This is a genomic window from Bradyrhizobium sp. CIR18, from assembly GCF_014198295.1.
Taxonomy (GTDB): domain Bacteria; phylum Pseudomonadota; class Alphaproteobacteria; order Rhizobiales; family Xanthobacteraceae; genus Bradyrhizobium.
In genome coordinates, this window is record NZ_JACIHF010000001.1 from 180,401 (window position 1) to 207,112 (window position 26,712).

Consider the following 26,712-nt stretch of genomic DNA (forward strand, 5'->3'; position numbering starts at 1 on the left):
TGTGACCGTGCGTCCATCAAAGGACACGGGGTTGTACCATGCGTAACAAATTGATTGCCGCCTTCGCCTGCACGACCGCTCTGGTTTCGACGGGCGTGGCCTCTGCCGCCGATCTCGGCGCGCGCTACGCGAAGGCGCCCGCTTATGTCGAGCCGCTGTTCAACTGGACCGGCTTCTATGTCGGCGGCCACATCGGCGGCGCCTGGACCAACCAGCAGTTCATCAACAATGGGATCGGTGCGCCGTTCGGCGATCTCGTCCCGGGCGAAGGCTATCGTCAGCGCAGCGCGGGCATCATCGGCGGCGCCCAGATCGGCTACAACTGGCAGGCCAACAACTACGTGTTCGGCATGGAAGGCACGATCTCCGGCCTCGACAACAAGGGCTCGTTCACGAACACCGCGTTCGGTGCGGGCGACGACGTGTTCTCCTGGCGCACCAACGTGCTCGCGACCGTGGTCGGCCGCGCCGGCTTCGCCGTGCAGAACAACCTCTTCTACGTCAAGGGCGGCTATGCCGGCGCGAACAACCGTCTGTCGGTCAGCGACACCGTCGGTGTGTCGGGCTCGGGCGGACAGACCCACTGGGCCAACGGCTGGACTGTCGGCGCGGGCTGGGAATACGGCGTCACCCGCAACTGGATCGTCGGCCTCGAATATAATTACGCGGCCTTCGGCAGCCAGACCTATCAGCTCGGCGGCACCTCGGGGAATTACACCTTCGACGCCAAGCCGCGCGACATCCAATGGGCCGTCGTGCGCGCGAGCTACAAGTTCGACGCACCGGTCATTGCCCGTTACTGAGCACGTCGACGACGCAACGCGACCAACGATCAAAAAAAGCACTGCATAAATTCAAAAGCCCCGGACTTGTCCGGGGCTTCTTTTTTGCGTTGCTGAATGGCCGGAAGGTGTGGCCTCAGGCCATCACCGAGAAGCCGCCATCGACGGGGATCGCGGTGCCCGTGACGAAGTTCGATGCGGGCGAGGCCAGGAACACGGCGATGCCGGCGAAATCGTCGATGTCGCCCCAGCGCCCCGCAGGCGTGCGCGCCAGCACCCGCTCGTGCAATCCCGATACCTGCTGCCGCGCGCCGCGGGTGAGGTCGGTATCGATCCAGCCCGGCAGGATCGCATTGACCTGGATGTTGTCGGGCGCCCAGGCATTGGCGCAGGCACGCGTGTACTGCACGATGCCGCCCTTGCTTGCCGCGTAGGCGGTGGCGAAGCTCGCACCGAAGATCGACATCATCGAGCCGATGTTGATCACCTTGCCGTTTCCTGACGCCTTCAAGGCCGGATAAGCGAGCTTCGAGCACAGGAAGGCGCTGGTGAGGTTGGTGTCGATCACCTTGTTCCACTCGTCGAGCTCGAGCTCGTGCGGCGGCTTGCGGATGCTCATGCCGGCATTGTTGACGAGGATGTCGATGCGGCCGAGATCCTTCACCACGCGCGCGATCATGGCTTCGATCGCGGCCCTTTCGGTGACATCGGTCGCAACTGCGATCGCCTTGACGCCGCGCTGCCTGAGATCTTCGACCGCTGCTTTGGACTTCGCTTCGTTGCGGCCGACCACGGCGATGTCGGCGCCGGCATCGGCAAGGCCGCGCGCCATGCCGAGCCCGATGCCGCCATTACCTCCTGTTACGACCGCGACCTTGCCGCGGAGCTCGAACCGGCTGGATGTCATGCTTGTATTCCCTGGTTTCTTTTATTGATTGCTCTGCCAGATCAGCACCAGCCCGAAGCCGGCCATGGCGGCGCCATAGCCGGCCCAATGCAGCTGGTCGACCATGAAGCTCGATCGCGGCCACGGAACCGTACCCGTGCCCTGTCCAATCCAGAGCAGCCCGACGGCGAGGGCAAACAGGCCTGCTACAAGCAGAAATCTGCGCATGCATTCCTCCCGTCGGTCCGTTTCCGTCGCGTTGCGACGATGAAGAGATCACCGCTGCCGCGAAAGCTTGGGCCCACACTAGCCGTAGCTTCGGTCCGGATACAATGGCGGCGCCAGCCACAAGCCGTCGCGCGGGGAGAAGTCCTGGTCTCGCGCGGACGGGGCGAAGCAGGAGCGATCGGAGATGCTGGGTGGGGGCGGCGGGAAGCGCGGACACGTCGAAGCATGCACCGCGTGAGGATTAGCGCTTGCCGTTGACGGGTCCATAACGAAAAAGCCCCGGCGATGCCGGGGCTTTGACGTCTGAACTTGCGTTCGGATCAGTACTTCGCGACGACCGGACCGGTCCAGTTGAAGCGGTAGACCAGCGAGGTCGAGATCGTCTGGTTCCAGCTGTTGGCGCGGATGTCGCGGCCGACCAGCGCGTTGGTACCGTCGAAGAGCTCGTTCGAGGTCTTGGCGTTGTAGAAGGCCGAACGATACTCGGTCTTCATGAACCAGCCGGGCGAAGAGACGCCGAAGATGTTCAGGCTGTTCTCGACACCGCCGCCGACGAACCAGCCGTTGCGGTTGTAGCTGTTGAGGTGGATGCCGGCCGGGGTGCCGCCCAGCGTGGTGAAGTTGGTCTGGCCGAAGTGGGCGCCCGAGTAACCGCCGTTGACGTAGGAGAGAACGTTCGGGGCGACCAGCCAGCCGAGGCGCACGCCCGCGGCCCAGGAGGTTTCCAGCTTCTGGTTGCCGGTGATGCCGACGATCGGATCCTGGATGGTGGCGCGGATGCTGCCGAACTGGCCGTCAGCAAACACACCGGCGACCCAGGTGCCGCTGAACTGCCAGTCGTAACCGGCGCCGACGGTGCCGAACCAACCGGAGCCGCCCTGACGCTGATCGATCGTCAGCGGAACCGCACCAACGGTGGTCTGGACGTGCTGGTCGGCATTGGAGAGGCCGCCGCCGCCGCCGCCGAAGACGTAGAAACCGGTCCAGTTGGCGACGGGCGCCGGCATCGGGGCCTTCACGTAGGGACGGGCACCGAGATCGGCCGCCGAGGCCGAACCGGTCATCGCGGCAACCGCGGTCAGAGCGAGCAAAACCTTCTTCATGATAAAAATCCCCAACCTTGGTCTGTGTAGCAGCGCGAGCGCACTGAAGTTCGTGTCATCTGATGTCCGGACTATAGACGTTTCCCGCCGGAATGCTGTTGCCGGGCAGGCACAGTCGCCGGAAAACGCCGATACGCGGGCATTTCGGTCGCGGTTGTCGAGATCTGGAATAACCACATAAATTCAAAGCCTTACTGAGATTTTTGGAATTCAACCTCGGGTAAGGTTTCGTTAGCAAATCCCGCCTTGTCCGAAATGGAGGCAGTCGTGCCTCCGCCTGAGCGCCGTGAGTCGTTGGCCGAGTCGCAACGACGATGCCGGGAATCGCTCAAAGCCGTAGGGACCGCAGCGACGTCATCGCCCCGCAAAGCAAAAGAGCCCCGGCTTTTCGCCGGGGCTCTCGATGAAGCGCTGCAGCGCCGAAGGACTCAAACGTCCAGCAGCTCTTCGCTGGCAAACTCGGCCTTGTCCGAGATGAACGCGAAGCGCGCCTCGGCCTTGGTGCCCATCAGCCGTTCCACCGAATCCGCCGTGGTGTCGCGATCGTCGGCGAGCAGCACCACCTTGAGCAGCGTGCGCTTGCTCGGATCCATGGTGGTCTCCTTGAGCTGCGCCGGCATCATCTCGCCGAGGCCTTTGAAACGGTTCACCTCGACCTTGGCGTTGGCGTTGAACGCGCTCTTGATCAGCTCTTCCTTGTGCTTGTCGTCGCGCGCGTAGACCGACTTGGTGCCGTGCGTGAGCTTGTAGAGCGGCGGCACCGCGAGGAAGAGGTGCCCTTCGTCGATCAGCCGCGGCATCTGCCGATAGAAGAAGGTGATCAGCAGCGAGGCGATGTGCGCGCCGTCGACGTCGGCGTCGGTCATGATGATGATGCGCTGATAGCGCAGATCCTCTTCGCGGTATTGCAGGAGCTGGCCGCAACCGATCGCCTGCACGAGGTCGGAGAGCTGGGCGTTGGCCGTCAGCTTGTCCTTGCCGGCCGATGCGACGTTGAGGATCTTGCCGCGCAGTGGCAGCACGGCCTGGGTCTTGCGGTCGCGCGCCTGCTTGGCGCTGCCGCCGGCCGAGTCGCCTTCGACGATGAAGAGTTCGGAGCCTTCGGTGCCGGCGTCGGTGCAGTCGGCGAGCTTGCCGGGCAGGCGCAGCTTCTTGCCGGCGGTTTTCCGCGCGGTCTCTTTCTCCTGCCGCCGCCGCAGCCGCTCTTCGGCGCGGTCGATCACGAAATCGAGCAGCCGGTTGGCCATGTTCGGATTGCCCGACAGCCAGTGATCGAACGGATCCTTCATCGCCTGCTCGACGATGCGCTGCGCCTCCGCGGTGGCGAGACGATCCTTGGTCTGGCCCTGGAATTCGGGCTCGCGCACGAACACCGAGAGCATCACGGCGGCACCGACCATCACGTCTTCCGACGTTATTGACGAGGCGCGCTTGCCCTGGCCGACGCGCTCGGCATGATCCTTCAGGCCGCGCAGCAGCGCGCTACGCAGGCCGGATTCGTGCGTGCCGCCGTCGGGTGTCGGGACGGTGTTGGTATAGGAAGAGAGGAAGCCGTCGGCATCTGCGGTCCAGGCCACCGCCCATTCGCAGGCGCCATGCGCGCCATTGCGGCCGGATTTGCCGGAGAAGATATCCGGGTGGACCAGCGTGTCGGCGTGAATTGCTGCCGCCAGATAATCCTTGAGGCCGCCGGGGAAGTGGAACGTCGCCTCCGCCGGGACGTCCTCGACGCCCTTGAGCAGCTCGGGCGCGCAATTCCAGCGGATCTCGACGCCGCCGAACAGATACGCCTTCGAGCGCGTCATCTTGAACAGGCGCTGCGGCTTGAACGCAGCCTTGGCGCCGAAGATGTCGGTATCGGGCTTGAAGCGGACGCGCGTGCCGCGGCGGTTGTTGATCTTGCCGAGATCCTCGAGCTTGCCCTTGGGGTGTCCGCGCTCGAACGTCATGCGGTAGAGCTTCTGGCTGCGCGCGACCTCGACCTCGAGCAACGAGGAGAGGGCGTTCACCACGGAGATGCCGACGCCGTGCAAGCCGCCGGAGGTCTCGTAGACCTTGGAGTCGAATTTGCCGCCCGAATGCAGCGTGCACATGATGACTTCGAGCGCCGACTTCTTCGGGAATTTTGGATGCGGATCGATCGGGATGCCGCGGCCGTTGTCGGTGACGGTGAGGAAACCATCCGCGGAGAGCTCGACGCCGATGAAGGTCGCATGTCCCGCCAGCGCCTCGTCCATCGAGTTGTCGATCACCTCGGCGAACAGATGATGCAGCGCCTTCTCGTCGGTGCCGCCGATATACATGCCGGGCCGGCGCCGCACCGGTTCCAGGCCTTCGAGCACCTCGATGTCGGCTGCGGTGTAGTCGGCTTCCCCGCCGGTTCCGCGCGAAGCCGCCTTGGCAGGCGCCCGGGGTTTCGGCTCGTCGCCGCCGAAAAAATCGTCTTTTGCTTTGGGTTTCAACTGCTTGGACATATATCTTGATACGCTTTGAGGGCCGCATAAGCGGCGAATCGGTTAGGCCGACTATGCCACTTCTGACTTGGAAAGGTTACCGCGGGGCGGACCCGGCGGTGTCGTTGGGAGCCAATCCCGGCGATTTTACGCCGCAGCCCCTGCAATTCCCGGCAATTTGACCGGCCGGTCCGCGGCGAGGCGAGTTTTGTGACTTGATGTCACACAAGCCCTTGGCTTACCAGTCTTTTTCATCGAGCAGCACCTTGAGACGGGGCGGGAAGGCTTTTTTTGATGGAGCAGTATGCGCACGCCCTGGCCGAATTCGTGCGCGCTCACCAGGCCTGGGCGGCCCCGATCGTGTTCGTGCTCGCCTTCGGGGAATCGCTCGCCTTCATCTCGCTGCTGGTCCCGGCCTGGGGCGCGCTGGTCGCGATCGGTGCGCTGATCGGGGCGAGCGGGATCAGCTTCTATCCGGTCTGGATCGCCGGCGGCCTCGGCGCCGCGCTCGGCGACTGGGTTTCCTACTGGTTCGGCTACCGCTACAAGGAGAAGGTCGCCCAGATGTGGCCGCTCTCTCGCTATCCGGAACTCCTGCCCAGGGGCGAGGCTTTCGTGCGCAGCTGGGGCATCCCCAGCATCTTCATCGGCCGCTTCTTCGGGCCCTTGCGCGCCTCGGTGCCGCTCGCGGCCGGCATCTTCGAGATGCCCTATTGGAGCTTCCAGGCCGCCAATTTCGTCTCGGCCCTGATCTGGTCGGCCGTGCTCCTGATGTTCGGCGACGTGCTCGCCAAGATCATGGAATGGATCTGGCGGGTCATCTGACGCCGAAACCTTGACGGAAACCCGATCTGGCCTTATAGCCGCGCGCCATGATCAACGCCGCGACCATCCTGTTCGCCCGTCGCCGCCGCCGCTCTTTAGCGGTTTGGGCGGTCGATCGCGTTTGAGATCATCGTCTTTGCCGCTGGATCCGATCCGCGGCACTCTCTCTCCTGTCAGCGCGATCTGATCCGGCGGCCCCCCAAGGAGGCCCAGCAGGAGACCACGATGTACACGCCACCCTTTTTCAAGCAGGACCGCGCCGCAAGCCTGAAGTTCGCCGAAGAGCGCGGCTTCGGCACTATGTGCGCCTTTGACGGCAAGAAACCGGTCGCTTCCCCGCTGCCGTTCTATTTGACCTATGCCGCCGACGGCACGCCGCAGGCCGCCTTTCATGTCGCCCGTCACAATCCGCTGCTAAAGCTTGCGGACGGCGCAGCGTCCTGGCTGCTCGCGGTCAATGGCCCCGATGCCTATGTATCGCCGGACTGGTACGTCTCGCCGGACCAGGTGCCGACCTGGCTCTACCAGTCGGTGCATCTGAGCGGGCCGGTGCGGATGTTGTCTGACGACGAGCTGGCGGTGCAGATCGCCACGCTCAGCGACAAGTTCGAGAACTGGCTGCTGCCGAAGAAGCCGTGGACATCGGACAAGATGACGGCCGGACGGCTCGAGACGATGAAGAAGGCGATCGTGGGTCTGGTGATGACGGTTGAGGAGGTCGAAGGCAGCTTCAAGCTCAACCAGCACAAATCGGACGCCGACTATGCGGCGATCGCCAATGCGCTCAGCGCCGGCGATGCCGACGCCAAGCAGATCTCAGATTTGATGCGGCAGGCAAGGCCGCAGGTTTTTGCAGACGACACGAACATGCTCGAAGGGAGCGCATCATGAGCCTCGCTGACACCAAACAGGCCCCGAAGGGCGCTGCCACCAAGCCCGCGACCGTCTTCGTCGATGGCGGCTCCGGCACCACCGGGCTCGGCATCAACGAGCGGCTGAAGCTCCAGAACGACGTCGTCGTGAAGACGATCGCCGACGACAAGCGCAAGGACCCCGCGGCCAAGAAGGCGCTGATGGAGGAGGTGGACCTCGTCATCCTCTGCCTGCCCGACGATGCCGCCAAGGAGACGGTCGCGCTCGTCGACAGCATGGGCGCTGCGGGCCCGAAGGTGCTGGACGCCTCGACCGCGTACCGGGTCGCGCCCGACTGGGCCTACGGTTTTCCCGAGCTGACGCCGGACCAGGCCGGCAAGATCAAGGCGGCGAAGAAGGTCTCCAATCCCGGATGCTATCCGACCGGCGCGATCGCGCTGCTGCGGCCCATCGTCGATGCCGGCCTGTTGCCGCCCGATTATCCCGTCACCGTCAACGCGGTGAGCGGCTATTCCGGCGGCGGCAAGTCGATGATCGCGAGCTTCGAGGACGGCAGCGCACCGTCCTTCGAGCTCTACGGCCTTGGCTTCGAGCACAAGCATTTGCCGGAGATGCAGCTCTATTCGAACCTGACGCGGCGGCCGATCTTCATTCCCTCGGTCGGCAACTATCGGCAGGGCATGCTGGTCTCGGTGCCGCTGCAACTCGACACGCTGCCCGGCAAGCCGGATGGTGCGGCGCTCCAGGCCGCGCTCGCCAAGCGTTATGCCGGCTCGAAATACGTTTCGGTGATGCCGCTGCAGAACGAGGCCTCAAAGGGCGGCCGGATCGAGCCGGAGGCGCTCAACGAGACCAACATGCTCGAGCTCTACGTCTTCGCCAGCGACAAATATCACCAGGCCGTGCTGGTCGCCCGGCTCGACAATCTCGGCAAGGGCGCCTCGGGCGCAGCCGTGCAGAACATGCGGCTGATGCTGGGATTGCCGGAGGAGTAGGGCAGTCTCGTGCCCCGGACGCAGCGCAGCGCCACTTGGCGGTGCGCTGCTGAGCCGGGGGCCCATGTTTTCTGCTTCGTTTGCGGCCATCTGGGTCCCGGCTCGCGCTTCGCGCGTCCGGGACACGAAATCAAACCACCTTGAAGATCGCCAGCACCAGCACGGCCTGGGCGAGGAAGCCGACGGTGAAGGCCAGCGTGCGGAACACCGGGATGCCGATCGCGTAGACGATGAGATGCGCGACGCGGGACCAGAAATAGACGGCGCAGGCGAGCACGGTCCATTTTGTCGAATAGTCGATCGCGTTGAGGATCAGCACCAGCGGCGCAAAGAGCACGAGGTTCTCGACCGCATTGTCGTGCGCGAACATCAGGCGGTTCGCCCATTCCGCCTGCGGCTTGTCGCCGCGCGAGGGATTGGCCAGCGCGCCACTGAGACCGCGGACCTGGCACCGGTTGATGGTGTAGGGAATCCAGAGGATGCCGGTCAGGATCACCGTCAGTGTCAGCCAGAACAATTCGCGCGTCATAGTCCGGTCCCCTCTGTCGTCGCTGCTGCCTTGAGAGCGAGTCTATACAAGAGCGCGGCAGAGTCCGCTATGCGCGAACCCTGACATAGCTGCCGGGCGCGTCCTCGATCGGGGGCAGGGCGTCGCTGCCGACGCTGCGCGCCGGGACTTGCTCCGGATCGAGCTCGCCCAGCCATTGGCGCCAGTCCGGCCACCACGAGCCCTTGTGCTCGACGGCTTCCTTCATCCATTGCGCGACGTTGACGTCCTTGATGTTGTCGTTGGTCCAGTACTGGTACTTGTTCGAGGCGGGCGGATTGACGACGCCGGCGATGTGGCCCGAGCCCGACAGCACGTATTTCACCGGGCCGCCGAAGAACTGCGAGCCATACAGCACCGATTCAGCAGGTGCGATGTGGTCCTCGCGGGTGGCGAGGTTGTAGACGGGCACCTTGACCTTGGAGAGGTCGAGCAGCGTGTTGTCGAGCACCATCGTGCCGGTGGAGAGGCGGTTCTCCAGATAGCAATTGCGCAAGTAATAGGAATGGTTCGACGCGGTCATCCGCGTCGCGTCCGAATTCCAGTGCAAAAGGTCGAACGCGCTCGGCTGCTGCCCCTTCAGATAGTTGCTGACGACGTAGGACCAGATCAGATCGTTGGAGCGCAGCATGTTGAAGGCCATCGCCATCTTCGAGCCTTCGAGCACGCCGGCCGCCCTCATGTCCTGCTCGAGCGCCGTGATCTGCTCCTCGTCGACGAACACCAGGAGGTCGCCGGCATGGGTGAAATCGACCTGGGCCGCGAAGAACGTCGCGGACGACACGCGCTGGCGGCGCTTCTCGGCGAGCCAGGCCAGCGTGGTCGCGAGCATGGTGCCGCCGACGCAATAGCCGGCGGTATGCACCTTCATCTCGCCCGTGACCCTCTCGATCACGTCCATCGCCGTGAGCGGACCTTCCTTCATGTAGTCTTCCCAGCTCTTGTTGCCGAGCCGCTTGTCGGGATTGACCCATGAGATCACGAACACGGTGATGCCCTGGTCGACGCACCACTTGATGTAGGATTTCTCCGGCTTGAGATCGAGGATGTAGAACTTGTTGATCCAGGGCGGCACGATCAGGAGCGGGGTGCGCAGCACCGTCTCCGTGGTCGGCGAATACTGGATCAGCTGCATCATCTCGTTCTGGTAGATCACCTTGCCCGGCGTCGTCGCCATGTTGACGCCGACGACGAGGTTGTCCGGATTGGACTGGCGGATCTTCAGCATGCCCTTGCCGGCTGCGATGTCCTCGGCCAGCATCTTCAGGCCGCGGGCGAGGTTCTCGCCGCTGCTGGTCACGGTCTCGCGCAGCACCTCGGGGTTGGTCAGCACGAAGTTGGACGGCGAGATCGCGTTGAGGACCTGCTGGACGTAGAACTCCGCCTTGCGGCGGGTCTGCGGATCGAGCCCCTCGGCATCGCGCACCAGCTCCTGCGCCCATTTGGTCGTGAGCAGATAGAGCTGCATCACGAAATCGAAGAACTGGTTCGATTTCCATTCCGGGTCGGCAAAGCGCTTGTCGCGCGGCGAGGGCGCGATCGCGGGCGGCGCGTCCTGGCCGGCCATGCGGCGCACCGCCGAGCCCCAGAGGTCGAGATAGTCCTTGGCGAGCTTGGTCTGCAGATCGGAAGAGCGGGACGTATCCGAGAGCCAGTATTCGGCAACCGAGGTGAAGGTCTTGACGACCTCGGTGAGCTCGGGCGGCGGGCGATCCTGCACCTCGCCGCTCTCGCGCGGCTTGAGGTAAGCGGCCAGCGCCTTGCCGCCGCTCTCCATCGCCCGCGCGACATTCATCGCGAAGGCTTCCGCATCGAACTTCGTCTCGGGTTTGGGCGTATCGGTCGTGGCCATACTCATGAGCAGAACAGTAACGATTCATTCCGTATTCGTCACCGCGAAGCTCGCATGTTTGACGTTAAACACTCTCGAAGATGTGTTGCACTGCGACAAATCTTCTTGGTTCCGTCACATTCGGGCCGCACCGCTCGGCTTGATGGGCATTGGCTGTTTTCTCGCTCTCACCATTTGGGCAGCAATGGTTTGAGCTTGGGCACGGTCTTGGGTAAGGTTGCCCGGGGCCGTGCTTTGGGACGAGTAGGGGATTTCCCAAGTGTTGGCGTTGTGGGACCTGCAAAAGACGCTGCCGATCCGCGGCGCGCTGCTGATCGCGGCGCTTGCCGTCGGCGGCTGCTCGAGCCAGCTCGCGGATATGACGCCCACGGACGCGCAAGCGCATCCCCGGGAGCCCGGCACCTATCTGCCGGTGCACGACCTGCCGCCGGATCGCGATCAAGCGGTCATTCCGCCGGAGCAACGTGCCAAGATCGAGGCTGAGCTCGCCGCCGCGCGCGATCGTCAGGCCGTCGCCGGCAAGGATGCGAAATGAGCCGCTCCAAGGTAATCGCTGGCGCCCCCGCCTTGCCGTGCTAAAAGACCACGGTTCAGCCGAGAGTCAGGGCGAACGACTTCAGTCTTCGTCGTCGATGATTGCTCTAAGCATTTGATTTTGAGTAGTTTTCACGACGGAAATGGACGCGTTTCCGATGCGCCGTCCAGGCCTGTCGATTCTGTCCTGACCGGTTGCCCCGGAGCCCAGAGAGCCATGGAAGAATTTTACCGCATCCGCCGCCTTCCGCCTTATGTGTTCGAGCAGGTCAATCGGGCCAAGGCGGCCGCGCGGAATGCCGGCGCCGATATCATCGACCTCGGCATGGGCAATCCGGATCTGCCGGCCCCCTCGCATGTGCTGGAAAAGCTGAAGGAGACGCTGGGCAAGCCGCGCACCGATCGCTACTCGGCGTCTCGCGGCATCCCCGGACTGCGCCGGGCCCAGGCCGGCTACTACGCCCGCCGCTTCGGCGTGAAGCTCAACCCCGACACCCAGATCGTCGCGACGCTGGGCTCGAAGGAAGGCTTTGCCAACGTGGCGCAGGCGATCACCGCGCCCGGCGACGTCATCCTCTGTCCGAACCCGAGCTACCCGATTCACGCCTTCGGCTTTTTGATGGCAGGCGGCGTAATCCGCTCGGTGCCGTCGGAGCCGACGCCGCAGTTCTTCGAGGCGGTGGAGCGGGCGATCGTGCATTCGATCCCCAAGCCGCTGGCGCTCGTCGTCTGCTATCCCTCGAATCCGACCGCCTATGTGGCGAGCCTCGACTTCTACAAGGACCTCGTCGCGTTCGCGAAGAAGCACGAGATCCTCATCCTGTCCGATCTCGCCTATGCCGAGGTCTATTTCGACGAGAACAATCCGCCGCCCTCGGTGCTCCAGGTGCCGGGCGCGATGGACGTCACGGTCGAGTTCACCTCGATGTCGAAGACCTATTCGATGGCCGGCTGGCGCATGGGCTTTGCGGTCGGCAATGAGCGCGTGATCGCAGCGCTCGCCCGCGTCAAATCCTACCTCGATTACGGCGCCTTCACGCCGGTGCAGGTCGCGGCGACTGCCGCACTGAACGGCCCGGACGATTGCATCAAGGAGATGCGCGACACCTACCGCAAGCGCCGCGATGCGCTGGTGGAATCGTTCGGCCGCGCCGGCTGGGAGATCCCGCCGCCGGAGGCCTCGATGTTCGCCTGGGTGCCGCTGCCGGAAGCCTTCCGCAGCGTCGGCAGCATGCAATTCGCGACCCTGATGGTGGAGAAATCCGGCGTCGCGGTCTCGCCCGGCGTCGGCTTCGGCGAGCATGGTGAAGGATATGTCCGCATCGCCATGGTGGAAAACGAGCAACGGATCAGGCAGGCCGCGCGCGGCGTGCGACGCTTCCTTGAAAGCGGCATCGAAACGTTGCACAACGTCGTTCCGCTCGCCAATCGGCGTTAAGTTCTCTTCGGCAGGTTTTCTAAGTCATCATGGTTGCACCCCTGAAAGTGGGCATAGCGGGGCTCGGCACCGTGGGCGCCGAAGTTGTCCGTCTGATTGAAACGCAGGCCCGCGTGCTCGCAGGTCGCAGCGGCCGCGGCATCCGCGTCGTTGCCGTCACCGCGCGCTCGAAGGCGAAGAAGCGCGGCATCGACCTGCGCGGCGTCGAATGGGTCAAGGATCCCATGGCGCTGGCCACGCATCCCGGCATCGATTGCTTCGTCGAGCTGATGGGCGGCGCCGGCGATCCCGCGCTGTCGGCGGTCGAGGCCGCGCTCAGCGCCGGCAAGTCAGTGGTCACCGCCAACAAGGCGCTGCTCGCGAAGCACGGTTTGAAACTGGCGAAAGCCGCTGAAAAGCACGGCGGCGCGCTGAATTACGAGGCAGCCGTCGGCGCCGCGATCCCCGTCATCAAGACGTTGCGCGAGGGACTTGCCGGAACCGGCATCAACCGCGTCTACGGCATCCTCAACGGCACCTGCAACTACATCCTGACCCGGATGGAGCAGGAGGGCCTGTCCTTCGCCGAATGCCTCGCGGATGCGCAGCGGCTCGGCTATGCCGAGGCCAACCCGTCCTTCGACGTCGACGGCCACGACACCGCGCAAAAACTCGCCATTCTCGCCAGCCTCGCTTTCGGCACGAAAGTTGCTCAAAGCGCAGTGTATGTCGAAGGCATCTCCTCCATCGCGCCGGAAGATCTGCGCGCGGCTGCCGATCTCGGCTACCGCGTCAAGCTGCTCGGCGTTGCGGTGCGCACCGCCAAGGGCATCGAGCAGCGCGTGCATCCGACCATGGTTCCGAAATCCTCCTCGATCGCGCAGGTGATGGGCGTCACCAATGCGGTCACGATCGACGGTGAAGGCATTCCGTCGATCACGCTGGTCGGCCCCGGCGCCGGCGGTGCCGCGACGGCATCCGCCGTCGTCGCCGATATCGCCGATGCCGCGCGCGGCATCCGCGCCAATCCGTTCGGCCGGCCGATTTCTCATTTGCGCGACACCAAGAAGGCGCCGATGGAGCGGCACGAGGGCGGCTATTACATCCGCCTTCTGGCGCGCGATTTCCCCGGCACCGCGGCTGCGATCGCGACGCGGCTGGCAGAACAGAAGATTTCGATCGAGTCGATCGTGCAGCGTCATCCCAATGGCGGCGCTGCGCCAGCCGACGGCAAGGCGGTCCCCGTGCCCGTCATCCTGATCACCTATGCGACGCACGAGGACGCGGTGCGCCGCGCGCTCGCCGCCGTGCAGAAGGACAAGGTGATCAGCGGACGGCCGCAGGTGATCCGGATCGAGAAGAACTAGAGCGTGCCCCCCGGCCCAGAGGGCCGCGCCAGCGCAAAGCGTTGAAGCGGTTTTCCGGAAAGGTCATGCTGAAACAATGAGGCGGTTTGAGCGAACGAACCGTGGGCGTTGAGAGTTGATGCGGGCAGAGACTTCTGTCCAAAACCGTTTCGAAGGAGTAAGCCGATGTCGACCCATATTTCAGTCCCCCCGCACGCATTGCTCGAGCGCATCCTCACGTTGGAGATCGTACGCGTGACGGAGCGGGCGGCGGTGTCGTCGGCGCGGCTGCGCGGGCACGGTAACGAGAAAGCGGCCGATCAGGCTGCGGTGGATGCGATGCGCCGCGAGCTCAACAAGCTCCCCATCGAGGGTACCATCGTGATCGGCGAGGGCGAGCGCGACGAGGCGCCGATGCTCTTCATCGGCGAGAAGGTCGGCCTGAACGCCGGTCCGCAGGTCGACATCGCGGTCGATCCGCTCGAAGGCACCACGCTGTGCGCCAAGAACATGCCGGGCTCGATCGCCACGATGGCGATGGCCGACGGCGGCACGCTGCTGCACGCGCCCGACGTCTACATGCAGAAGCTCGCGATCGGGCCGGGCTACAACAAGGGCGTCGTCGATCTCGATGCAACGCCGGCCGACAACGTCCGCCGTCTCGCCAAGGCCAAGGGTGTCCAGCCCGACGGCATCACGGTTCTCGTGCTCGATCGTCCGCGCCATGCCAGCATCATCGAGAGCGTGCGCTCGACCGGCGCTGCCGTGCGCCTGATCACCGACGGCGACGTCGCCGGCGTGATCCATTGCGCCGATCCCGACAATACCGGCGTCGACATGTATCTCGGCACCGGCGGCGCGCCGGAAGGCGTGCTCGCGGCCGTGGCGCTGCGTTGCATCGGCGGTCAGATGCAGTGCCGTCTCATCCTCGATTCCGACGAGAAGCGCGAGCGCGCCGCCAAGATGGGCGTCAACGATCCCAAGATGATCTATGGCATCGAGGACATGGCGCGCGGCGACTGCCTGTTCGCCGCCACCGGCGTCACCACGGGTTCGCTGCTCTCGGGCGTCAAATTCCGCAAGGACGGCGTGATCGAGACCGAGACGGTGGTGATGCGCTCCGTCACCGGCACCGTGCGCTACATCAAGGCCGAGCATCGCGAGCTCGCGAAGTTCCATCTGGATTGAGTAGGGCATAACAACTGCCCCCATTCCGGAGCGACGCAAAGCGTCGAGCCCGGAATCCATAACCACGATCGGGAGTATGGATTCCGGGCCAGCGCCTAATGGCGCATCCCGGAATGACAATAAGAATAATCGGGAAGCGCCATGTCCGAACTCTCCGCCGTCAAAGCTCTGGTGTTCGACGTGTTCGGCACCGTCGTGGACTGGCGCACCAGCCTGATCTCGGACTTCATGTGGTGGAGCAGGCAGCGCGGCATCAGCGCCGACTGGACCGCTCTGGTCGATGGCTGGCGCGGCATGTACATGGCCTCGATGGACGATGTGCGCAAACATCCCGAGCGCGGCTATGTCATGCTGGATGATCTGCACCGCCGCTCGCTGGAGAAGCTGGTCGCGCAGTTTTCGATCAATGGCCTCACCGACGCCGATCTCGATTATCTCACCAAGGGCTGGCATCGCCTCAATCCCTGGCCGGACAGCGTCGCGGGCCTGACGCGGCTGAAGTCGAAATTCGTGATCTCGCCGCTATCGAACGGCAATGTCGCATTGCTCACCAACATGGCGAAGTTCGCCGGCCTGCCGTGGGACCTCATCATGTCGGCCGAGCTGTTCGAGCACTACAAGCCCGATCCCGAGACCTATCTCGGCGCAGCAAAGCTGCTTTGCCTCAAGCCGGAGGAGGTGATGATGGTCGCCGCCCACAACGGCGATCTCGCGGCCGCCCAGAAGAACGGCCTGAAGACCGCGTTCGTCGCGAGGCCGACGGAGTACGGTCCGCTCCAGAAGGTCGACTTCGAAGCCACCGGCAATTGGGACATCGTCGCCAAGGATTTTGGCGGGATCGCCGACAGGCTCGGCTGCTGACAGCGCGCTGCTACCGCGACTCGGCGGGCGCTGCAGTCAGCACGGCCCTGCGCTCGTGAATGAGGTTCTCGAGGCGGTGGGCCGCCACGTTGAGGGTGGCAGCATCCAGCGGGTTGTCGTCGCCGTCCAATCTCGCGCGCTGGCTACGAAGCACATTGTCGATCTGGTCTTCGATCGCCAGCAGGTCGGTTTCGTTTTTGGCCTCGCGGATCTGTCGGCCGAGCGTGTACAGCGCGTCGAGTGCCGGTTCGCGCGGCTGGTGTTCGCCCGACCTGAGAAACCGCCACAGCGCCGCCGCGATCGATGCAAGCGCGCCCAGCGCCATCGGCGCCAGAAAAATCACGTTGCTCCACTTGTCGAGGAAGCCTAGCTGGCTGCCATTGTAGAACTCGGCGGCGCCGGCATGGACCGGGAGATATGCGCCGGCATCGGTATCCGGCGCCCTGAACTGGGCGAGGACCGGCCATTCCGACAGGATGTCCCTGCGCGCAGCAGTGATGGCCTGCGTGAAGCTGGCGACGACGTCGTTGTCGAGGCTCTTCTTGGCGACCACATAGAAGGCGACGCGCAAGCTTGTGACGTCGTCCGCGGGAACTGGCGGGGACCCGCGCAGCGCTCCCTTGGGGATGTCGAAGCTCTCATAGGCGCGCTCCTTCTCCGCAATCGCGCCTGCATTTTCGATCGGGATCAGAATCGGCGCGGTCTTGGCAGTCTGTGAGAACAGGCCGCGTAGCAACGACAGATACCGCTCGCTGAGCGGCATGACGAAAAGCACCGTGCGCACCTCTTTCGCGTCCAGCGCGCGGCGAACGTCGTCCATCGCGATGTTCTTGAAGACGACATTGGCGCGGCCAAGGTCGTATGCGCTGGTGAGGACGCGGACCACCTTCTGGTTCGTGTCGCCGGCGACAACCCCTACCGTCGTGCGTTTCAGGCCGGCGATATCCGAGATCGCCGATCCCGGCGGAGCCACCAGCAGGGCGACGGCTTCGGTGAGCACGACGATCGCTTGCGCTTGAGAGAGATCGCCGACATCGCCGCGCACGACGGCGAGGTCGGTCTTGCCCGACGAGAACGCCGCGGCGGATTCGATGGGCCCGCCGGTCTCGACCAGCTTGAGGCGCACTGGCGCGTTGTTGACGGCAAGCCTGCTCGCGAGCGCCGAGACGATCCTGGGAGCGTCGCCATCCAGGGATCCGACTGCGATCGACAGTGTCACGGGCCGGGCGTACCAGCGATAGGCAGCGAGGCTCGCGCCGGCGGCAAGCGCTACGATCACGATCACCACCACGAAGCGCAGCCAGCCCGGCAGCCTGGCGGCATCAATCCCGATTTTCGAGAGATCGTCCATGACGCGGCTCGCCCGAGTTTCCGTAGGCCAGCATTGTTGCCGCGAGCGGTCGGATGTTGATTTGCGTCAAGCAACGCTCGGGCTCCCTCGAACCTGTTTGGTCCGACTCCGGGGTTGCGGAGGGCCAGAATATTACGAGGCTTGCGCCTCTTCGGTTGCACAGAACGTCGCGATCGCAAGGTCGATCCGCCGGTCCAGCACGCGGCGATTGAGCTTGAATCCGGTGTCGGTCAGCAGCCTGAAATGATCGTGGCTGAACACCATGCCGAACAGCATTTCGGCGATGAGACGGAGCGGCACAGCTGCGAAACGAGGCTCCAGGCGAACGGCCTTCAGTAGCTCGACGATATGCTCTGTGCCGCTCTCCATGATGACCTCGGCGAACATGCGCCCCAGCTCCGGCGAGGCCTGACGTTCACCGATGATCAGACGCTGCAGGGCGATCTCGCCAGGCGACAGCGCCACGTCGGCCGCCTCGCGCAGCATGTTTCGAAGTCGGATCACTGGTGATCCTTCCGAAGGGGCATCGGCGAAGTCTGCTTCCGGCAGGCTGCGCAGCAGCATGGCGCGAAACAGCTCGGTCTTGCTCTCGAACAATTTGTAGAGCGTCTTCTTCGACATTCCGGCGGCACCGGCGATGTCGTCCATCGTGGTCGCGGCAAATCCCTTGCTGGTGAAGGTGTCCTTCGCCGCCGCCAGCAGTTGCGTCATGCGAGCGTCGGGGGCGGGAAGGATGACGGCCGGCTTGGTCCGCTCCGACGGCGGAGCAATACGTCTCTGATTTCTGGATTCTCTCGCCATGGACACACCCGCCGTTGAATCTGAGCTGTTTCACGACTGCTTGAACGCTGCTGCGCAGGCAGCCTAGCACTTGACTTCGGGGAAGGAAACTATCAAGTTTCCAGATGGAAACTGAATAGTTTCCGAATGTTTCCGTGCGCGATCCTCCTCGAGGGGCCGCAACTCACCCATGGATCGTCATCATGCGCCCCCCGATCGTCCGCGCTGTTCCCTTGATTGCCCTGCTGCTTGCCGCTTGCGGGGAGCAGAACCCGCAAGCGGCATTGCCGCAGATGGTGCCGGAGGTCGGCATCATGACCCTGAAACCGCAGGAAGCGAAGATCTCGACGTTGCTGCCGGGCCGCGTCGTCGCCTATCAGGTTTCCGAGGTCCGTCCGCAGGTCACGGGCATTCTGCTCAAGCGCGACTTCGTGGAAGGCGCCGAGGTGAGGGAAGGCGACCTGCTCTATGAGATCGATCCGGTGCAGTACAAGGCGGGTCTGGCGAGCGCCGAGGCCGCGGTGCAGAGGTCGGAGGCAACGCTCGTCAGCGTCAAGCTGAAGGCTGCGCGCAAGACCCAGCTTCTGCAGACCAACGCGGCGAGCCAGCAGGACGTCGATGATGCCGTTGCCGCCTACAAGCAGGGCGAGGCCGACGTGAAGGCGGCGCAAGCCAACCGCGACACCGCCGCGATCTCGCTGGATCGCACCAAGGTCACCGCGTCGATCTCGGGCCGGATCGGCAAGTCGAGCATCACACCCGGCGCGCTGGTCACCGCGAGCCAGGCGACGGCGATGACGACGATCCAGCAGCTCGACCCTGTCTATGTCGACCTCGATCAGTCGACCTCGGAGATGGAGCGCCTGCGCAGCCAGATCGCGAGCGGAAAGCTCAAGCGTCCCGCCGAGGGTGTGCAGGTCGAGCTCCTGATGGAGAGCGGCAAGACCTACGGCCACAAGGGCAAGTACGGTTTCACCGATGCCAGCGTCAACGAGAGCACCGGCTCGGTTTCCTCGCGCGCAGTCTTCGCCAATCCCGAGCGGGCGCTGCTGCCGGGCATGTATGTGCGCGCCCGCGTCGTCGCCGGCGTCGATCCGGCTGCGATCCTCGTGCCGCAGCGCGCCGTCTCGCGCAATCCGCTGGGGCAGGCAGTGGCGATGTTCGTCGACAAGGACGGCAAGGTCGAGCAGCGGACGCTGGAGCTCGGAGGGGATGTCGGCAACGATTGGCTGGTTCGCTCCGGCGCCAAGGCCGGCGATCGCCTGGTCGTCGAGGGCACGCAGAAGGCCCGCCCCGGGGCGCCCGTCAAGACCGTGGAGGTCGCGGTCGATCCCGCAACCGGCCTCACCGTGAATCCGACGCGGCAGGCCGATGCGCGGCCTGCCGCCGCCGCAGCCGAGCAGTAACCGTCATGTCCCATTTCTTCATCAAGCGGCCGATCTTCGCCTGGGTCATCGCCATCCTGATCATGCTGGGCGGCGTTCTCGCGATCATGCGCTTGCCGATCGCGCAATATCCGCAGATCGCGCCGACTGTGGTCACGATCACGGCGACCTATCCCGGCGCCAATGCCGAGACCGCGGAGAACTCGGTGACCAAGGTCATCGAGCAGAACATGACCGGCCTCGACTATCTGCAATACATGTCGTCGTCGAGCACCTCGACGGGCCAAGTGCAGATCTCGCTGACCTTCACCAACGAAGCCGATGCCGACATCGCCCAGGTGCAGGTGCAGAACAAGCTGCAGCTCGCGACCCCCTTGCTGCCGCAGGTGGTGCAGCAGCAGGGCATCAAGGTCGTGAAGTCCTCGGCAAGCTTCCTGATGGTGCTCGGCTTCGTCTCCGAGGACGGCCGGCTCGCCGCCAGCGACATCGCCGATTACGTGGCGTCCTCGGTCAACGATCCCATCAGCCGCGTCGCTGGCGTCGGCCAGGTGACGTTGTTTGGCGCCGAATACGCCATGCGAATCTGGCTCGATCCCGACAAGCTGGCGAAATACAACCTCATGCCTGGAGACGTGACTGCGGCGATCCAGACTCAGAACACCCAGGTGACCGCCGGCCAGCTCGGCGGCCTGCCGTCCGTCGGCGGCCAGCAGCTCAATGCCACCATCACCTCGCAGAGCCGCCTGCAGACGGTCGAGCAGTTCAAGGACATCATCCTGCGCACGGCCACGACCGGTCAGACGGTCCGCATCGGCGACGTCGCGCGGGTCGAGCTCGGCTCGAAGTCCTATGATTCCGCCGCGCGCTACAACGGCAAGCCCGCCGCGGGCATGGGCATCAGTCTTGCGACCGGCGCCAATGCGGTCGCGACCTCGGAGGCGGTGAAGGCACGTGTCGCCCAGCTCAGCGCCGCGATGCCGGAGGGGCTCCGCGTCGTCTACCCCTACGACACCACGCCCTTCGTCAAGCTGTCGATCGAAAAGGTGATTCACACGCTGTTCGAGGCGATCGCGCTGGTCTTCGTCGTGATGTTCGTGTTCCTGCAGAGCTGGCGGGCGACCATCATCCCGACCATTGCCGTGCCGGTGGTGCTGCTCGGGACCTTCGGCGTGCTCTCGCTTGCCGGCTATTCGATCAACACGCTGACGATGTTCGCGATGGTGCTGGCGATCGGCCTCCTGGTCGACGATGCCATCGTCGTGGTCGAGAACGTCGAGCGCGTGATGGCCGAGGAGAAGCTCGGCCCGCGCGAGGCGACCGAGAAATCCATGCGCGAGATTACCGGGGCCCTGGTCGGGATCGGCGTCGTGCTCTCGGCCGTGTTCATTCCGATGGCGTTCTTCAACGGCTCGGTCGGAATCATCTACCGGCAGTTCGCGCTCACCATCGTCACGGCGATGCTGCTGTCGGTGCTCGTGGCGCTGGTGCTGACGCCGGCGCTGTGCGTCACGATCCTGAAGCCGCCGAAGCATCATGGCGCGCAGCGCGGCTTCTTCGGCCTGTTCAACCGCGGCTTCGACCGCATGGCGGACGGCTATCAGCGCACCGCGGGCGGTGCGATCAGGCGCATCGCGGGAGTGATGATCGCCTTCGCGGCGATCCTCGCCGCCATGGTCGTCCTGTTCCAGCGGCTGCCGAGCTCGTTCCTGCCCGAAGAGGACCAGGGCACGATCATGACGCTGATCCAGCTTCCGGTCGGCGCCACCTCGACGCGTACGCTCGATGTCATCAAGCAAGTCGAGCATCAATATCTCGACAACGAGAAGGACGCCGTGGACGGCGTGTTCGCAGTCAGTGGCTTCAGCTTCGCAGGGCAGGGACAGAACGTTGGCCTTGCCTTCGTCAGCCTGAAGCCGTTCGACGAGCGCAAGAGTCCTGCAGCCTCGGCGCAGGCCGTGGCCGGCCGTGCCATGGGGGCGTTCATGAAAATCCGCGACGCCATGGTGTTCGCGGCGCTGCCGCCGTCGATTCCCGGCTTCGGCAATGCCGGCGGCTTCGACCTCTATCTCCAGGACACCGGCGGCAACGGTCACGAGGCGCTGATCCAGGCGCGCAACCAGCTGCTCGGGCAGCTCGCGGCGGACAAGCGCGTGGCACAGGCCCGGCCGAACGGACAGGACGACACGCCGCAATTCAACCTCGACGTCGACCAGGCCAAGGCCACCGCGCTCGGCGTCAACCTCAGCGATCTCAACACCACGCTGTCGGCAGCGTGGGGCGGCGCCTATGTCAACGACTTCATCGACCGCGGCCGCGTCAAGCAGGTCTATGTGCAAAGCGATGCGCCGTTCCGCATGGATACCAGCGACATCGGCCGCTGGTATGTGCGCAACGCCTCGGGCTCGATGGTGCCGTTCTCGGCGGTCGCGACCGATCGCTGGAGTTTTGGTTCGCCGCGCCTCGAGCGCTACAACGGCGTCGCCGCCGTCGAGCTGCAGGGGCAGGCAGGGCAGGGCATCAGCTCGGGTGTCGCCATGCAGGCTGTGGAGGAGCAGATGGCCAAGCTGCCCAAGGGCTACGGCCATGAATGGACCGGATTGTCGTTCCAGGAACGGCTCACCGGCAGCCAGACGCTGTATCTGTATTCGATTTCGCTGCTGATCGTCTTCCTGAGCCTTGCCGCACTGTACGAGAGCTGGTCGGTCCCGTTCGCGGTGATGCTAACGGTGCCGATCGGCGTGCTCGGCGCGCTGCTCGCGGCGACGCTGTTCGATCAGGCCAACGACGTCTATTTCCAGGTCGGACTGCTCACGACGATCGGGCTGGCCTCGAAGAACGCGATCCTGATCGTCGAATTCGCGCTGGAGCAGATCGCTTCCGGCCGCAGCCTTGTCGATGCCACCCTGCACGCATCGCGCCAGCGCCTGCGCCCGATCCTGATGACGTCGCTCGCCTTCATCCTCGGCGTGCTGCCGCTGGCGGTGGCGACGGGCGCGGGCTCGGCCAGCCAGAACGCGGTCGGCATTGGCGTCGCCGGCGGCATGATCGCCGCAACCGTGCTCGGCATCTTCTTCGTGCCCGCGCTGTTCGTGCTGGTGAAGCGGATATTCCCCGGTGCCCGGGCGGACGCTGCGGCCTCAGGCGCCGGCGCGGTTGCCGAGCCCGCGGAATAGGGCGCATCAATGGTCCGGACGGCGCGCGCCGTCCGGACCTGATCGCGAGAACCTACAACGTCATCTGCATCGGCTGGGGATAATAGTGGAAGCCGTCGCCGGCCTTGGCGACATGGCCGTAGCCCGGCCAGGCGAAGTGATACGACATCACCGGGACCTTGTTTGCCGCGAGCATCGTGAGCAACTTCACCCGCGATTCCGCCGCCTGCTTCGGGTCGGTGTCGTAGGAGAATTCCATGCGCGGCCGCTCGAGCAGCAGCACGGAATGGTGCGAGAGGTCGCCGAGGAAGGCAAAGGATTTGCCGGCCGACGACACCATGAAGATGGTGTGGCCGACGGTGTGACCGGGCGCGGCGATCGCCTGGACCCCCGGCAGGAATTCCTGGCCGTCCTTGAAGAATACGATCCGGTCACGGACCGGCAGCAGATTCTTGCGGGCGTGAACGACGAAGTCCTTGGCCGGGCTGCCGAGCTTGCCTTCGTCGGTCCAGAAGTCGAAATCGGTCTGCGAGATGTAGATCTGCGCGTTCGGAAACAGCGGCTTGCCGCCTTCGTCGACGATGCCTCCGATATGGTCGATATGGGCATGCGAGCACACCACGGCATCGATGTCCCCCGGCTTGATGCCGGCCTCGGTCATGCTCTTCTGTTGCCGGCCGGTGCTGGCGCCGAACATCTTCGATGAGCCCATGCCGGTATCGAACAGGATGAGCTTGTCGCCGGTGTTCACGATCGGGGAGTTCTGTTCGAGCACGACGTTGTCCGGCGACAGGAAATTGTCCGCCAGCATCTTCTTCACCTCTTCCTTGGGCACGCCGGTGAAGGTTCCGGAGGGATCGCCGAGCGGCAGCGGCCCGTCGGACACGACGGTGACCTCGGCATCGCCGAGAACGAAGCGGTGCCAGTAGGGCGTCTGGGTGCCGAGCTTGGGTGCCCGCGCCATCGCGCTGGTGCCGAGCATGGCGCTGGCACCAAGGCCCGCTCCGAGCGTGAGAAGGGACCGACGTGAGACATCGATTGTCATGCGTTCCTCGCTTTTGTCTTTTATTTTGCGCGATTGTTCGCGCGTTGGCACCGGCCTGATCGGCCGTGCGGCCGCTGGTCGGCAGAGAAGTATGCTGCTCCGGCCGCGACAAGCTAGCAAGTGGAATTAGTGCGCAGATTCACGCGGAGCGCGAACGAGCCGCGGCGGCGGGCCGGCCGCGTGTGGACGCGCGCTCCGCCGGCCAGGACAACGCGAATTGCGCCTTACGCAATTCTAAGCGTGAGATCGGTCCCTTCCGTCTCGGCAAAGCCCGCCTGCAACACCTCTTCGCGCTTGTGGCGGAGATGCGCGCGCAAAATGTGGGAGAGGCCGGCGCCGTCGCGGCGCTGGAGCGCGTTCAGGATGGCGTCGTGCTCCTTCACGGCGAGCGCCCAGCGCTGCGGCGTCATCGGCGTGACGTAGCGCGCGCGCCGGATGCGCGCCGTTACTGATGTGTAGAGCCCCGCGAGCACGGGATTTCCGGCTGCGGTGACGATGGCCTCGTGGATGGCGCGATTGCCGCGGTAGTACTGGATCAGATCGCCATCGCGATAATGCAGCACCATGGCCGCATGCACGGCGGCGACCTCGTCGATCTCGGCGTCCGTGATGCGTTCGCAGGCGAGCTCGCCGGCGAGGGCCTCCAAGCCCTGGCAGACCTCGAACAGGTCGCGCATGTCCTTGTCGGTCAGTTTTGCCGCGCGCGAGCCGCGATGCGGCAGCAGCTGCACGAGGCCCTCGGCGGCCAGCACCTTGAGCGCCTCGCGCAGCGGCGTGCGCGAGATATCAAGCCGCTCACACAGCTCGCGCTCGGGAATCCGAGCACCCGGCGGGATTTCGCCGTCGAGCAGAATGGCCCGGATACGGCCGACGACTTCCTCGTGAAGCATGGGGACAAGCGCTCCAATTTGAATGCAAAACTTGGATATTCGATCGAGACTTCGAAGTTCCAGCTTGCTAATCCCGGATTTTGCATTCAAAAATGTAAAAAACAAGAGGATATGAGGAAATGGACCTGGCGGTAGAGGCAGACGACCTCGTTTTTGAATGCAAAGACGGCATCGGGCGGATCACCTTCAACCGCCCGCAGGCCCGCAACGCCTTCACCTTCGCCATGTACGAGCGGCTCGCCGCGATCTGCGAGCAGGCCAATAGCGATCATGCGATCAAGGTGCTGGTGCTGCGCGGAGCCGGCGACAAGGCCTTTGCGTCCGGTACCGACATCAATCAGTTCCGCGAGTTCAAGACGCCGCAGGATGCGATCGACTACGAGAACCGGATTGATCGCGTGCTGACCACGCTCGAGCAGTGCCGCGTGCCGACCATCGCGGCGATCAACGGCTTTTGCACCGGGGGCGGCGCCGGCATCGCCGCGGCCTGCGACCTCCGCATCGGCACGGCAAGCGCGAAGATCGGATTCCCCATTGCCCGGACGCTCGGCAATTGCCTGTCGATGTCCAATGTCAGCCGTCTTACCGCGCTGATTGGCGCTGCGCGCGTCAAGGACCTGATCTTCACCGCACGCCTCGTCGACGCCACGGAGGCTGCGAGCGTCGGGCTGCTCGGCGAGGTGGTCGAGGACATTGCCGCGCTGGAAAAGCGCGCCGACGAGGTCGCCCGGCTCGTCGCCAGTCATGCGCCGCTGACGCTGAATGCGACCAAGCAGGCGGTGGCCCGCCTGCAACGGCGGCTGACCCGGGACGAAGGCGAGGACCTCATCCTGATGTGCTACACGAGCCAGGATTTTCGCGAAGGGCTCGATGCTTTCCTCAACAAGCGCGCCCCGCAATGGCGCGGCCAATAGGACAGGCCCGATGCAAAGCGATCGATCGCAAACCAACTCTCGCCGTTCGGGACCGCTGGCCGGCCTCAGGGTCGTCGACCTCACCCATGTCATGGCCGGGCCGACCTGCACTCTGATGCTCGCCGACATGGGTGCCGACGTCATCAAGATCGAGAAATCGCCGAACGGCGACGACACCCGTCATTCGGTGCCGCCGAAGATCGGCGAGGAGGCGGCCTCCTTCCTGATGATGAACCGCAACAAGCGCGGCATCGTGCTGGACCTCAAGACCGAGGGCGGCAAGCAGGTGCTGCGGCGGTTGATTGCGGACGCCGACGTGCTGGTCGAGAACTTTGCGCCGGGCGCGATGGAGCGCCTCGGCTTCGGCTACGAGGCGCTGCACGCGCAATTCCCGGCGCTGATATATTGCTCGCTGTCGGGCTTCGGCCGCACCGGTCCCTACAAGCACCGCCGCGGTTTCGATCTCGTCGCGCAGGCCATGAGCGGCATCATGAGCTTTACCGGCGAACGCCCCGATGGGCCGCCCGTCAAATGCGGCCCGCCGCTGTCCGACATCACCGCCGGCCTGCTCGCCAGCATGGGCATCCTCGCGGCCTATACGCACCGCCTCAAGACCGGCGAGGGGCAGTGGGTCGAAACCTCGCTCTATGAAGCCGCCCTGGTGCAGACCTATTGGCAATCGACCATTGCGCTAGCCGCGGGCACAGCACCGCGCGCGATGGGCTCGGCCCATCCGCTTAATGCGCCGTATCAAGCATTTGAAGCTTCCGACGGTTGGCTCGTGGTCGGCGGCGCCAACAAGAAGCATTGGTTGTTGATGCTGGAAGCGCTCGGAGCAAGTGAGCTCGCCGCCGATCCGCGCTTCGTCACCGGCGCCGACCGCATGGCCAATCTCAAAGTGCTCGAAGCGGTGCTGAGCGAACGCTTCCGCACGAAGTCGCGGGCGCACTGGCTCGCGGCGCTGGACGAGAAGGGCGTGCCGTGCGGACCCGTGCACGACATGCTGGAGGCGCTCAGCGATCCCCAGACTCTGGCGCGCGAGATGGTCGTCGAGGTCGAGCATTCCACGCTCGGCCCGGTCAAGACAATCGGTCTTCCGGTCAAGTTTTCGGAGACCCCAGGCAAAGTGCTATCGGGCGCGCCGGTCTATGGTGAGCACACAAGCGAGGTGCTGGCCGAATACGGGTTCGACCAGAAGCAGATCGAAGCGCTCGAAAAAGAAGGCGCAATCGTCCTGGCATCGGGAAGGCGCGAGGAACGCGTCGCCTGATCGGACGTCGATAGGACAGACAACAATAAGAGACA

The 26,712-nt window shown here is 64.6% G+C and carries 23 protein-coding genes; 13 read left to right on the top strand and 10 right to left on the bottom strand.

The genetic code is table 11. The annotated features are described in order from the left end of the window. The first annotated feature begins 38 nt into the window (after positions 1 to 38). A complete protein-coding gene (locus GGD65_RS00935) occupies positions 39 to 803 on the top strand; it encodes an outer membrane protein (RefSeq protein ID WP_183234174.1) in 765 nt (254 codons plus the stop codon). A 115-nt stretch (positions 804 to 918) separates the two neighbouring features. On the opposite strand, the gene GGD65_RS00940 is transcribed toward GGD65_RS00935, so the two are convergent. The 4 genes from GGD65_RS00940 to parE all read right to left on the bottom strand — a co-directional run bounded on the left by GGD65_RS00940 (position 919) and on the right by parE (position 5,473). Continuing rightward, the gene (locus tag GGD65_RS00940; RefSeq protein ID WP_183234175.1) at positions 919 to 1,689 is read right to left on the bottom strand and encodes an SDR family NAD(P)-dependent oxidoreductase; all 771 of its coding nucleotides are present in this window, start codon (positions 1,687 to 1,689) and stop codon (positions 919 to 921) included. Between the two features lie 21 nt (positions 1,690 to 1,710). After that, entirely contained in the window at positions 1,711 to 1,896 is a 186-nt protein-coding gene (locus tag GGD65_RS00945; protein ID WP_179730569.1) for a hypothetical protein, read from the bottom strand. 320 nt (positions 1,897 to 2,216) lie between these two features. Next, on the bottom strand, positions 2,217 to 2,999 hold the full coding sequence (locus tag GGD65_RS00950) for an outer membrane protein (protein WP_018323049.1): 783 nt from the start codon (positions 2,997 to 2,999) through the stop codon (positions 2,217 to 2,219). A 428-nt stretch (positions 3,000 to 3,427) separates the two neighbouring features. Beyond that, positions 3,428 to 5,473 carry a DNA topoisomerase IV subunit B gene (gene parE, locus GGD65_RS00955; RefSeq protein WP_018323050.1) on the bottom strand — a complete coding sequence of 682 codons (2,046 nt, stop codon included), beginning with the start codon at positions 5,471 to 5,473 and terminating at the stop codon, positions 3,428 to 3,430. A gap of 273 nt (positions 5,474 to 5,746) precedes the next feature. Here parE and GGD65_RS00960 point away from each other — a divergent pair, with 273 nt between their 5' ends. From GGD65_RS00960 to argC, 3 genes are all read left to right on the top strand, one after another. Then, entirely contained in the window at positions 5,747 to 6,277 is a 531-nt protein-coding gene (locus GGD65_RS00960) for a DedA family protein (protein ID WP_018323051.1), read from the top strand. Positions 6,278 to 6,502: 225 nt separating this feature from the next. Continuing rightward, on the top strand, positions 6,503 to 7,168 hold the full coding sequence (locus tag GGD65_RS00965; protein WP_018323052.1) for an FMN-binding negative transcriptional regulator: 666 nt from the start codon (positions 6,503 to 6,505) through the stop codon (positions 7,166 to 7,168). After that, complete coding sequence (argC, locus tag GGD65_RS00970; protein ID WP_183234176.1) at positions 7,165 to 8,145, top strand: N-acetyl-gamma-glutamyl-phosphate reductase; 981 nt, start codon at positions 7,165 to 7,167, stop codon at positions 8,143 to 8,145. The genes GGD65_RS00965 and argC overlap by 4 nt, the downstream gene beginning before the upstream one ends. Before the next feature lie 130 nt (positions 8,146 to 8,275). Here the strand turns inward: argC and GGD65_RS00975 are convergent, their stop codons facing one another. Together GGD65_RS00975 and GGD65_RS00980 are read right to left on the bottom strand one after the other, a co-directional pair. Continuing rightward, entirely contained in the window at positions 8,276 to 8,674 is a 399-nt protein-coding gene (locus GGD65_RS00975) for an MAPEG family protein (RefSeq protein ID WP_018323054.1), read from the bottom strand. A 67-nt stretch (positions 8,675 to 8,741) separates the two neighbouring features. Beyond that, entirely contained in the window at positions 8,742 to 10,550 is a 1,809-nt protein-coding gene (locus GGD65_RS00980; protein WP_179730565.1) for an alpha/beta hydrolase, read from the bottom strand. 253 nt (positions 10,551 to 10,803) lie between these two features. Between GGD65_RS00980 and GGD65_RS00985 the strand changes: the two genes are divergently transcribed. The 5 genes from GGD65_RS00985 to GGD65_RS01005 all read left to right on the top strand — a co-directional run bounded on the left by GGD65_RS00985 (position 10,804) and on the right by GGD65_RS01005 (position 15,890). After that, positions 10,804 to 11,079 carry a hypothetical protein gene (locus tag GGD65_RS00985; protein WP_049815128.1) on the top strand — a complete coding sequence of 92 codons (276 nt, stop codon included), beginning with the start codon at positions 10,804 to 10,806 and terminating at the stop codon, positions 11,077 to 11,079. Between the two features lie 216 nt (positions 11,080 to 11,295). After that, on the top strand, positions 11,296 to 12,516 hold the full coding sequence (locus tag GGD65_RS00990; RefSeq protein WP_018323057.1) for an LL-diaminopimelate aminotransferase: 1,221 nt from the start codon (positions 11,296 to 11,298) through the stop codon (positions 12,514 to 12,516). 29 nt (positions 12,517 to 12,545) lie between these two features. Continuing rightward, on the top strand, positions 12,546 to 13,862 hold the full coding sequence (locus tag GGD65_RS00995) for a homoserine dehydrogenase (protein WP_183234177.1): 1,317 nt from the start codon (positions 12,546 to 12,548) through the stop codon (positions 13,860 to 13,862). A gap of 165 nt (positions 13,863 to 14,027) precedes the next feature. Beyond that, a complete protein-coding gene (gene glpX / locus GGD65_RS01000; RefSeq protein WP_018323059.1) occupies positions 14,028 to 15,029 on the top strand; it encodes a class II fructose-bisphosphatase in 1,002 nt (333 codons plus the stop codon). Positions 15,030 to 15,170: 141 nt separating this feature from the next. Then, a complete protein-coding gene (locus GGD65_RS01005) occupies positions 15,171 to 15,890 on the top strand; it encodes a haloacid dehalogenase type II (protein WP_183234178.1) in 720 nt (239 codons plus the stop codon). Between the two features lie 10 nt (positions 15,891 to 15,900). Here the strand turns inward: GGD65_RS01005 and GGD65_RS01010 are convergent, their stop codons facing one another. Together GGD65_RS01010 and GGD65_RS01015 are read right to left on the bottom strand one after the other, a co-directional pair. Next, entirely contained in the window at positions 15,901 to 17,241 is a 1,341-nt protein-coding gene (locus GGD65_RS01010; RefSeq protein WP_183234179.1) for a TAXI family TRAP transporter solute-binding subunit, read from the bottom strand. 132 nt (positions 17,242 to 17,373) lie between these two features. Beyond that, the gene (locus GGD65_RS01015; protein ID WP_018323062.1) at positions 17,374 to 17,952 is read right to left on the bottom strand and encodes a TetR/AcrR family transcriptional regulator; all 579 of its coding nucleotides are present in this window, start codon (positions 17,950 to 17,952) and stop codon (positions 17,374 to 17,376) included. Between the two features lie 272 nt (positions 17,953 to 18,224). Between GGD65_RS01015 and GGD65_RS01020 the strand changes: the two genes are divergently transcribed. Both GGD65_RS01020 and GGD65_RS01025 read left to right on the top strand, forming a co-directional pair. Next, on the top strand, positions 18,225 to 19,427 hold the full coding sequence (locus GGD65_RS01020; RefSeq protein WP_183234180.1) for an efflux RND transporter periplasmic adaptor subunit: 1,203 nt from the start codon (positions 18,225 to 18,227) through the stop codon (positions 19,425 to 19,427). 5 nt (positions 19,428 to 19,432) lie between these two features. Beyond that, positions 19,433 to 22,579 carry an efflux RND transporter permease subunit gene (locus GGD65_RS01025; protein WP_183234181.1) on the top strand — a complete coding sequence of 1,049 codons (3,147 nt, stop codon included), beginning with the start codon at positions 19,433 to 19,435 and terminating at the stop codon, positions 22,577 to 22,579. Between the two features lie 52 nt (positions 22,580 to 22,631). Here the strand turns inward: GGD65_RS01025 and GGD65_RS01030 are convergent, their stop codons facing one another. Next, complete coding sequence (locus tag GGD65_RS01030; protein WP_018323065.1) at positions 22,632 to 23,603, bottom strand: MBL fold metallo-hydrolase; 972 nt, start codon at positions 23,601 to 23,603, stop codon at positions 22,632 to 22,634. A 224-nt stretch (positions 23,604 to 23,827) separates the two neighbouring features. After that, positions 23,828 to 24,493 carry a GntR family transcriptional regulator gene (locus tag GGD65_RS01035; protein WP_183234182.1) on the bottom strand — a complete coding sequence of 222 codons (666 nt, stop codon included), beginning with the start codon at positions 24,491 to 24,493 and terminating at the stop codon, positions 23,828 to 23,830. Positions 24,494 to 24,612: 119 nt separating this feature from the next. Between GGD65_RS01035 and GGD65_RS01040 the strand changes: the two genes are divergently transcribed. After that, positions 24,613 to 25,407 (top strand): enoyl-CoA hydratase/isomerase family protein, encoded by a 795-nt coding sequence (locus GGD65_RS01040; protein WP_183234183.1) that lies wholly within the window; start codon positions 24,613 to 24,615, stop codon positions 25,405 to 25,407. Between the two features lie 10 nt (positions 25,408 to 25,417). Further along, positions 25,418 to 26,677 (top strand): CaiB/BaiF CoA-transferase family protein, encoded by a 1,260-nt coding sequence (locus tag GGD65_RS01045; RefSeq protein ID WP_183234184.1) that lies wholly within the window; start codon positions 25,418 to 25,420, stop codon positions 26,675 to 26,677. The last annotated feature ends 35 nt before the right edge of the window (positions 26,678 to 26,712 follow it).

Excerpts from the sequence above, each read along its gene's own strand:
- GGD65_RS00945 (WP_179730569.1), bottom strand. The coding sequence starts at position 1,896 with ATGCGCAGATTTCTGCTTGTAGCAGGCCTGTTTGCCCTCGCCGTCGGG.
- argC (WP_183234176.1), top strand. The coding sequence starts at position 7,165 with ATGAGCCTCGCTGACACCAAACAGGCCCCGAAGGGCGCTGCCACCAAG.
- GGD65_RS00995 (WP_183234177.1), top strand. The coding sequence starts at position 12,546 with ATGGTTGCACCCCTGAAAGTGGGCATAGCGGGGCTCGGCACCGTGGGC.
- GGD65_RS00980 (WP_179730565.1), bottom strand. The coding sequence starts at position 10,550 with ATGAGTATGGCCACGACCGATACGCCCAAACCCGAGACGAAGTTCGAT.
- GGD65_RS01025 (WP_183234181.1), top strand. The coding sequence starts at position 19,433 with ATGTCCCATTTCTTCATCAAGCGGCCGATCTTCGCCTGGGTCATCGCC.
- parE (WP_018323050.1), bottom strand. The coding sequence starts at position 5,473 with ATGTCCAAGCAGTTGAAACCCAAAGCAAAAGACGATTTTTTCGGCGGC.
- GGD65_RS00965 (WP_018323052.1), top strand. The coding sequence starts at position 6,503 with ATGTACACGCCACCCTTTTTCAAGCAGGACCGCGCCGCAAGCCTGAAG.
- GGD65_RS00935 (WP_183234174.1), top strand. The coding sequence starts at position 39 with ATGCGTAACAAATTGATTGCCGCCTTCGCCTGCACGACCGCTCTGGTT.
- GGD65_RS01010 (WP_183234179.1), bottom strand. The coding sequence starts at position 17,241 with ATGGACGATCTCTCGAAAATCGGGATTGATGCCGCCAGGCTGCCGGGC.
- GGD65_RS00960 (WP_018323051.1), top strand. The coding sequence starts at position 5,747 with ATGGAGCAGTATGCGCACGCCCTGGCCGAATTCGTGCGCGCTCACCAG.
- GGD65_RS00950 (WP_018323049.1), bottom strand. The coding sequence starts at position 2,999 with ATGAAGAAGGTTTTGCTCGCTCTGACCGCGGTTGCCGCGATGACCGGT.
- GGD65_RS01045 (WP_183234184.1), top strand. The coding sequence starts at position 25,418 with ATGCAAAGCGATCGATCGCAAACCAACTCTCGCCGTTCGGGACCGCTG.
- GGD65_RS01005 (WP_183234178.1), top strand. The coding sequence starts at position 15,171 with ATGTCCGAACTCTCCGCCGTCAAAGCTCTGGTGTTCGACGTGTTCGGC.
- GGD65_RS00975 (WP_018323054.1), bottom strand. The coding sequence starts at position 8,674 with ATGACGCGCGAATTGTTCTGGCTGACACTGACGGTGATCCTGACCGGC.
- GGD65_RS01030 (WP_018323065.1), bottom strand. The coding sequence starts at position 23,603 with ATGACAATCGATGTCTCACGTCGGTCCCTTCTCACGCTCGGAGCGGGC.
- GGD65_RS00940 (WP_183234175.1), bottom strand. The coding sequence starts at position 1,689 with ATGACATCCAGCCGGTTCGAGCTCCGCGGCAAGGTCGCGGTCGTAACA.
- glpX (WP_018323059.1), top strand. The coding sequence starts at position 14,028 with ATGTCGACCCATATTTCAGTCCCCCCGCACGCATTGCTCGAGCGCATC.
- GGD65_RS01020 (WP_183234180.1), top strand. The coding sequence starts at position 18,225 with ATGCGCCCCCCGATCGTCCGCGCTGTTCCCTTGATTGCCCTGCTGCTT.
- GGD65_RS01040 (WP_183234183.1), top strand. The coding sequence starts at position 24,613 with ATGGACCTGGCGGTAGAGGCAGACGACCTCGTTTTTGAATGCAAAGAC.
- GGD65_RS01035 (WP_183234182.1), bottom strand. The coding sequence starts at position 24,493 with ATGCTTCACGAGGAAGTCGTCGGCCGTATCCGGGCCATTCTGCTCGAC.
- GGD65_RS00990 (WP_018323057.1), top strand. The coding sequence starts at position 11,296 with ATGGAAGAATTTTACCGCATCCGCCGCCTTCCGCCTTATGTGTTCGAG.
- GGD65_RS01015 (WP_018323062.1), bottom strand. The coding sequence starts at position 17,952 with ATGACGCAACTGCTGGCGGCGGCGAAGGACACCTTCACCAGCAAGGGA.